Genomic DNA, 8,017 nt, shown 5'->3' on the forward strand with positions numbered 1-8,017 from the left:
GGCGCGGGACTCGTCGCCGCTCTCGCGGCCGCGTCGACGCCGATCTTCGTGTCGATGTTCGGCCACCCGATGGAGGACGGCCTGCTCACGATGGCGCTCGCGGTGGCCCTGGTGTGGTGGCAGCGCGCGGTGCTCACCGCGCGGTGGTGGCCGCTCGTGATGGCGGCGGTCTTCGTCGGGGTGGGGTTCCAGGCCAAGATGATGTCGGCCTGGTTCGTCCTCCCCGCTCTCGTGGTGGGGACCGTCATCGCGACGCCCACGATCCGGCGCGGACTGGCCCGCGCCTCGGCGCTGGTCGGCGCGAGCGTGGTGGCGTCCATCGCATGGATCGCCGCGATCGCCCTCACCCCGGCCGGAGCGCGCCCCTACATCGACGGTTCGACCGACAACGACGTCTTCGCGATGGTCTTCGGCTACAACGGCCTCGACCGCTTCGTTCCGGGTGCCGTGCCCGGCTCGGTCGGCGGCCCGTCCGGGGGTGGGCTCGGCGAGGGTCTCAGCGCGCTCGGTCGCGCGTTCGGCTCGCACGCGGGCGCCGCCGCCGACGTGGGGTCGTCTCCCACGAAGCTGCTCGAGATGCCGCTGGTGACGCAGATCGGCTGGCTGTATCCCGCGGCGCTGGTCGGTCTTGCTCTCGCTCTCTGGCGGTTCTGGCCGCGGCGCACGCGCCCCGGGGATCGAGCGCGCTTCGCCCTCGCCGTCGTCGCGGGTCTGTGGCTGGCCACCTCGGCGGTGGTCCTGTCGGCCACCAAGGTGCCCCACACGGCCTACGTCGCGGCCCTCGGCGTGCCGCTCGTGCTGCTGACCGCGATGGCGTGGAGCGAGGGCGGCCGCCTGCTCCGCTCGACGCGGCGCCGGGATCGACTGGTGCTTCCGGCACTCCTCGCCGCGCAGGGCGCGTGGTGGGGCGTGCTCGCCCGCGAGGCGCAGCTCCCCGAGGCCTTCGCGACGGGCGCGGGCGTCGTCCTCGTCGCGGGCGTGGTGCTGGGCGTGGTCGGAGCGTGGCCGCGTCGCACCCGTCCGACGCTCGCGCGCGCACTCCCCGCCGTCCTCGCCCTGGCTCTCCTCTGCGCCCCGGTCGCGGCGAGCCTGCAGGTGCTCGACGCGAACCGCGACGGCAGCGGCGGGGACGCGTACGTCGGGATCGCCCCGCGCTCCGAGCACGCCACGGAGCCGTTCGCGATCTCGCCGCCGGCGTTCTGGGGCGGCACCCCGCAGATCTCCTCGGGGGTGGCGCAGCTCGCGGCCGCCGCGCGCGCGGACGGCGGCGGCGCCGACGGCGCCCCGCTCCTCGTGAGCGACAGCTGGTCCGTGTCGGCGCAGATCATCGACGCCACGGGCGCCAGCGTTCTGACCGACGGCGGATACTCCGGTCGTGTTCCCGTGTTCACGGCATCCGCTCTCCAGTCGATGGAGCGGTCGGGGCGCGTCCACCTGTTCGCCGTGTCGTCGGGGGCGTCGAAGACCGACCCGGTGCGCGAGGTGGCGACCGAGCCCGGATGCCACGAGATCAAGGCGTGGCAGCTGGGCGACCCGGGCAAGGCGGGAGACACCGCGCACGGGTCGAGCAAGCCGGGGAGCGTCGCGCTGTATTCCTGCGGGGGCGGGGCGACGTGAGCTCTCGCCGGCGGGATCGGTCGCGAGTCTCCGCGCCGGTAGACTCCCCTCAGTGACCACCACCCGCACCGAAGCCGCGTACCTGCGCTCGGTGACGGCGTTCAAGAACCCGACGCTCGACCTCTTGCACGGGCGTTTCGCGCCGTTCGTCGTCGCCGTCCTGTCGGTCGTCTTCACCCCCGATCGTCCGGCCGTCGCCGTCGCCGACGCGCACGTCGAGGTCGCCGAGGCCATCGACGAGCTGCGCGCCGCGGGATACGACACCGACGACGACCGCCGCATCCCCGCCGGGTCGGCGCGCGACATCTGTCGCGGGTGGGTGCGCGTGGGGTGGCTGGGGCTGCAGATCGAGGACGACGTCGAGGTCTACCGCCTCTCGGCGCACGCGGTCGGCGCGCTCGAGATCGCCGGCCGGGCCGGTGGGGGCCGTGCCCGCGTCTCGCGATCGCGCGTGCGAACCCTCCTCGACGCGGTCGAGCGGCTCGCCCGCGACGCCGAGAGCGATCCCGCTCGCCGCCGCGAGGCCCTGCTCGAGGAGCGGGCGGCCCTGGATGCCGAGATCGCGGCCCTCGACGAGGGCATCATCGAACCGCTCGACGACGACCATCTGCTCGAAGAGGCCGAGAACGTCATCCATCTCGCGCGCGAGCTCCCCGCGGACTTCTCGCGCGTCGCGGAGTCGATCGCCGCGATGCAGCGCGACGTCGTCGCGGAACTCCGCCGCGACGTGCGCCCGACCGGTGAGGTGCTGCGCGAGTACCTCGAACGCGGTCGGCAGGTGATGCAGGCGACCCCCGAGGGCCGCGCGTTCCAGGGGGCGCTCCGCCTGATCGGCGACCCCGAGAACATCGACGACCTCACCGACCAGCTCCACGCCGTTCTCGCGCAGCCCTTCTCGCGGCTCATGACCCCGGAACAGCGCGGAGAACTGGATGCCATCGCCCGCCGCGTCGAGGCGGGTGTGCAGGAGGTGCTCACCGCGCAGCGACGGGCCTCGCACGTCATCACCGCGCAGGTGCGCACCCACGACCCGATCCGCGACCGCCAGGTCGACGACCTGCTGCGCGGGGTGATGGCGGGGCTGCACCGCTGGAGTCAGACCCGCTCCCCCGGCCGCGTCGAGCCGGTCCGGACGCTCCCGCTCGCCGACGTCGGGCATCTGCGCCAGTCGATCAGCGACGTCCGGCCTCTCGGAGCGCCCGAGCCCCTGGCATCCGAGAGTCCCGACGTCGAGTTCGTCGACGCCGACACGCGCGCGTGGGGTGGGCCGCACTACGCCGAGCTCGAGGAGTACGTCGGGCGCCTGGGCGACGGCTTCGACCTCGCCGAGGCGTTCTCGGGAGCGGATGCCGAGACCCGCCGCCCCGTCGACCTCGTGGGCCTGCTCGAGATCGTGCACCGGCGCGGTCTCGTCGAGACCGACGAGGTGTCGGTCGTCGAGGCGATTCGGCCCGACGGAACGACGAGGCGGTTCGCTTTCGGCGCGGTCAGAGCAGGAAATCTTTCAGAACAGGGAGCCGATGACTGACGTGCAGACCCCGAGCATCGATGCCGAGAGCCCGGCGTTCATCGCCCCGGTGGCGATGGAGAACGACCCCGACGCGCTGTTCGCCGGCGACCGGGGCACGCTCGACGCTGACGTGCGGCGCGTGCTCGTGCGGATCCTGCAGCGCCGGTTCCTGCTCGCCGAGAGCTCGCCCGCCGAGTGGAAGCTGCTGCTCGAGCACCAGCAGATGATCGAGTCGCGCCTGAACGACCTGTTCGTGCGGCTGGTCGTCGACCACGCGCGCGGCGTGGCGTACAAGGAGCAGGTGCGCAGCGACGAGGTCGACGTGCCGATCCTGCTCAAGGACGAGGCCTACTCGCGCGCCGAGACGCTCGTGCTCGTGTACCTGCGGACGGTGTTCCAGCGCGAGACGACCGCGGGCACGGCATCCGCCCGCGTCGATGTCGAAGAGGTCGAACAGACCGTGCTCACGTACTTCAGCGAGACCGACGGCACCCGCGCGAGCCAGCAGCGCGCGGTGCGCACGGCGATCGCGCGCCTGGATCGCGAGGGGATCATCGAGGAGGAGTCCGAGGGGCGGTATCGCATCGGTCCCCTCATCGAGATCGTGCTCAGCGCGGAGACGCTGAGAGAGCTGCAGACCTGGCTGGACGAGCAGACCCGGGACGCACCCGCCGAGGTCCTGGCATCCGAAACCCCCGAGAAAGAGCTCCTCCCGTGACCATGCTCGAGACCCTCTTCGGACTCATCCCGGCTGCGTCCCGCGGTCAGCAGTGGGTCGCCGAAGACCTGCAGCTGATCAACTGGGGCGGCTACGACGGCACGCACCGCGTGCGCTTCGCGCCGACCGCGACGCTGCTGTGCGGCGGGTCCGGCTCGGGCAAATCGACGCTCATGGACGCGTACGTCGCGCTCATGATGCCGCACACGACCCCGTTCAACGGCGCCTCCAACGGCGCGGTCGTGGGGCGTCCGCGCGGGCAGGAACAGCGCAACATCCTGTCGTACGGCCGCGGCAAGCTCGACGAGTCGCGCACCGACGAGGGCACGAAGGTGCGGGTGCTGCGCGGCGACGGCGTCGACACGTGGACCGCGATCGCGATGACGTGGGCCGACCACGACGGCGCCCGGTTCACGGCGGTGCGCGCGTGGTACATCCCGGCGGCGGCGCGGACGCTCGACGACGCCGTGAAGGTGCGCGCGACCGTGCACGGCGCTTTCGACCTGCGTCAGCTCGAGCGGGCGGCGCAGAGCCACCTGTCGGACGCCGCGGTGCGCGCGACGGGTCTCGACACCCTCGCGACCGACCGCGAGTTCTCGGCCCGCCTGCACGCGGTGCTCGGGATCGGCGCGGCGGGTGCGGGGACGAAGGCGATGAGTCTGCTCGCGCGCATTCAGGCGGGGCAGCAGATCACCACCGTCGACGACCTGTACAAGCGCATGGTGCTCGAGGAGCCCGAGACGCTCGCGGTCGCCGAGGCGGTCGTGTCGCACTTCGACGGACTCGAGTCGACGCGCACCCGCATGCTCGAGGCACGCCAGCAGGTGCGCGCGCTGCAGCCGATCCGCGGGATGAAGACGCGCATCGACGAGGCGGCGGAGAGGTTGCGGCTCATCGAGGCGCTCGGACGGTTCAGCGACCCCGAGTCGCGCGCGTCGCTGTGGCGGGCGCAGCGGCGGGTCGACCTTCTCGGCGCGGTCGAGGACGAACTGCGCGAGCGCACGCACGCGACCGACGCCCTCGTCCGCGAGCGGCAGGCGCTGGCCGACGCGGCCGAGGCCGAGCGCGAGGGACTCGGCGACGTCCTCCGCGCCGCCGGCGGCGACCGGCTGGACGTCGCACAGCGCGAGCTGCGGGGCCTCGAGCGACGCCTCGCCGGGATGCAGCGCGATCGCGAACGGTTCGAGGCGGCGCTCGCCGTGCTGTCGGTCGAGGTCACGACCGAGAAGCAGTTCACGGCCCTCGTCGACGAAGCGCGCCGCACCCTCGGAGACGCGGATGCCAAAAGCGCTGTGCGCGAGGCATTCGTCGCCGCCAGCAGCGCGCACACGGACGCTCGCCAGAAGCTCGCGGCGCTCGAGGCCGAGCACCGGCGCACGCAGACCCGCGACGACAACATCCCCCCGCGACTGCACGAGGCGCGCGAAGCCCTGGCGGAGGCGGCGGGTCTCACCGCGGCCGAACTGCCCTTCGTCGCCGAGCTCGTCGACGTCCGCACCGAGTTCGAGCCGTGGCGCGGGGCGTTCACGCTCGCCCTCGGCGGGTTCGCGACGACTCTTCTCGTGGATGCCGCGCACCTGGCATCCTTCCGCTCCGCGATCGACGGCGTGCGCCTCTCGGAGCGTCTGCGGTTCGAGGGCGTGTCGACCGGGATGCCGGAGCGCACGGGTCTCGACCCCGCGACTCTCCCCGGGCGCCTGGAGTACCGCCGCTCCCCCTTCACCGGCTGGCTGCAGGATCGGCTCGAACAGCAGTTCGCGTTCGTGTGCGTGGACAGCGCCTCCGAGCTGTCCGGGCATCGCATGGCGTTGACCATCGCGGGGCAGACGAGCCAGGGCGCGCGCGGGGCTCACGGTGGGTCTTCTCGGCACAGCATCCTCGGGTTCTCGAGTCGCGTACGCCTCACCGAGCTGGGCGAGCAGATCGTCGCCGTACGTCGCGACCTCGCGACGGCGAAGGCCACGGTCGACGAGGCCGCCGCCGCGCTCGACGCGTTCGACGAGCGGCGGAGCGCTCTCGAGAGGATCGCCGATCTGTCGTGGGACCAGGTGGACGTGGCATCCGTCGAGCGCGATCTGGAGCGCTGGAACGAGACGATCGTCGAGATCACCGCCGGAAACCCGCGCATCGCCGAGCTGCAGGAGCAGATCTCGGGCGCGAAGGCGCGCGTCGCGCGACTGCGGGAGGAGATCGGCGGAGCAAAGACCGAGCAGCAGGCGCTCGCTGCGCGGTGGGCGGAGGTCACGGACGACGTGGACAGCGCTCATGAGCGGCTCGAACGCGCCGAGGACGCCGAGATGGAGCTGTCGGCGGACGAAGCCGCGTACCTCGACGGGTTGTTCGTCGCCCCGTCGAACGATGCCTCGCCGTCGCAACTGCTCGCGCGCTTCGACGCCGCGCTGGAGTCCGCCTCGAAACGCTTGCTCGAGGAGCAGCGTGCGGCCCAAGAGACCTGGGGCGATCAGCGCGAGAGCCTCCGGCGCACTCTCACCGCGTTCACCGACCGGTGGCCGAGTCCGAACCTGCTCGCCGACCCCGACGAGTCGCTCGGTGATTTCGAGCGGATCCTCGCCGACCTCGAGGCGAGCGGTCTGCACGAGCTGGAGGCGGAGTGGCGCGACTCGCTGCTGCGCCTGTCGGGCAACGACCTCACGAACCTCGATTCGGCGCTGACCCGGGCGCTGCGCGAGATTCGCGAGCGCATCGCGCCGATCAACGACATCATGCAGGACCTGCCGTTCTACGACGACGAGCACCGGCTGCAGATCGTGCCGCGCGAGAACCAGTCGGAGGTTCGTCGCCGGTTCCGTCGCGAGCTGCGCGACGTGCGGGCCGCGATCGACGCCGCGTCGTCGGACGAGGAGCGCGAGGCCGTGTACGGACGGATGGCGCGACTGATCAATCGCATCCGGCCCACGGCTCCGGATTTCGCCGACCTCGTCGACGTGCGCAATCACGTGCGCGTGAGCGCCGAGCGCTTCCGCGCCGACACGGGCGAGCACGTCGCGCTGTACGACCACATCGGCGAGAAATCCGGTGGGGAGTCGCAAGAGCTCATCGCGTTCATCGTCGGCGCGGCTCTGCGCTATCAGCTCGGGGATGCCGGTGCCGAGCGGCCGCGGTACGCGCCGGTGTTCCTCGACGAGGCGCTCATCAAGGCCGACGCGCACTTCACCAAGCGCGCAATCGGCGCGTGGCGCGGACTCGGGTTCCAGCTCGTCATCGGCGCACCCAACGACAAGTACAGCGCGATCGAGCCGCACGTCGACGTCGAGTACGACATCCTCAAGGACACGCGGGGGCGTTCGTGGGCGAAGGCGAAGGTGGGGGTCGCGGACTCGGTGTGATGCTCCGAACGGTGTGACGCGCGGGCGGGGCGGGAGTCTCGGACCCGAAGGCAAATCTCCCGGTCATCGCCGAGCTGACGACCCGGGGGGCTGGTTCGTCACCGCGCCGCTCTCACATCGTGATGAGGGCCGCGAGAGACAGCAGATACCCCACGAGCAGCGAGACCACCCACGCCGTCGCGGCAGCGAAGTGCCAGTTCTGCCGGTCCTCCACGGCTGCGCGACGCGGGTCGTCGGCGGCCATTCGTCGCAGGGCGCGCTGGGTGAGCAGGAACGACGGGGCTGCGAGCGCGAGGATGACGATCATCGCGACGAGCTGGAGGAGCAGCCCGTTCTCGCGCGGACCGATCGCGACGGTCGCGCCGGCCGATGACACGGCCGCCACGATGTCGAGGGGACCGCTCAGGGCGATGATCCCGATGGCGCCGAGAACCACGATGACGGAGCGGACGATCGCCTCCCCGGTGCTCGGTGCGGGCAGCGCGCGCGCGTCTCTGGGGCGCGACGCCGCGGCATGTTCGGGGTGTCCGCTTCCCGGCGCGGGAACCTCGGCCCCGTACTGACGGTTCCACAGCTCTCGCCGGAGGCGTCGGAGGGCGAGCGGCCACACGACGACGCCGGCGAGCGCAGCCAGGATCCACGCGAGCACCTGGGTCGACGACATCTCGAGCTCCCACGCGTCGGCGAGGAGGACGCCGCCGATCCACGCGAACAGGACAACGGGGATGCCGATGAAGACGGCGAGCAGAGTGATGAGCAGCCGGGTCCGGCTCGAGAGCCCGCTGGGGTGCGCGTCGGGGTGGGCGCCGGGGTGGCCGACCGGGT

5 protein-coding genes are annotated in these 8,017 nt (G+C 72.2%); 4 read left to right on the top strand and 1 reads right to left on the bottom strand.

Features of this window, described 5'->3' with window-relative positions:
• The 4 genes from NS283_RS15640 to NS283_RS15655 all read left to right on the top strand — a co-directional run.
• Positions 1-1,617 (top strand): glycosyltransferase family 39 protein (locus NS283_RS15640; RefSeq protein ID WP_058597783.1); only part of this gene is annotated, 1,617 nt, incomplete at its 5' end.
• Between the two features lie 52 nt (positions 1,618-1,669).
• Positions 1,670-3,145, top strand: coding sequence for a DUF3375 domain-containing protein (locus NS283_RS15645; RefSeq protein WP_058597784.1), 1,476 nt, complete (start codon positions 1,670-1,672; stop codon positions 3,143-3,145).
• On the top strand, positions 3,138-3,845 hold the full coding sequence (locus NS283_RS15650; protein WP_058597785.1) for a DUF4194 domain-containing protein: 708 nt from the start codon (positions 3,138-3,140) through the stop codon (positions 3,843-3,845). The genes NS283_RS15645 and NS283_RS15650 overlap by 8 nt, the downstream gene beginning before the upstream one ends.
• Positions 3,842-7,192, top strand: a complete 3,351-nt coding sequence (locus tag NS283_RS15655; RefSeq protein WP_058597786.1) for an ATP-binding protein — start codon at positions 3,842-3,844, stop codon at positions 7,190-7,192. The genes NS283_RS15650 and NS283_RS15655 overlap by 4 nt, the downstream gene beginning before the upstream one ends.
• Before the next feature lie 112 nt (positions 7,193-7,304).
• On the opposite strand, the gene NS283_RS18985 is transcribed toward NS283_RS15655, so the two are convergent.
• Positions 7,305-8,017 (bottom strand): hypothetical protein (locus NS283_RS18985; RefSeq protein ID WP_058597787.1); only part of this gene is annotated, 713 nt, incomplete at its 5' end.

Source organism: Microbacterium testaceum (assembly GCF_001476285.1).
In the GTDB taxonomy this organism is placed as follows: Bacteria; Actinomycetota; Actinomycetes; order Actinomycetales; family Microbacteriaceae; genus Microbacterium; species Microbacterium testaceum_B.

What these genes read in the sequence shown, in the direction of transcription:
- NS283_RS15650 (WP_058597785.1), top strand. Translation starts at nt 3,138, where the DNA reads ATGACTGACGTGCAGACCCCGAGCATCGATGCCGAGAGCCCGGCGTTC.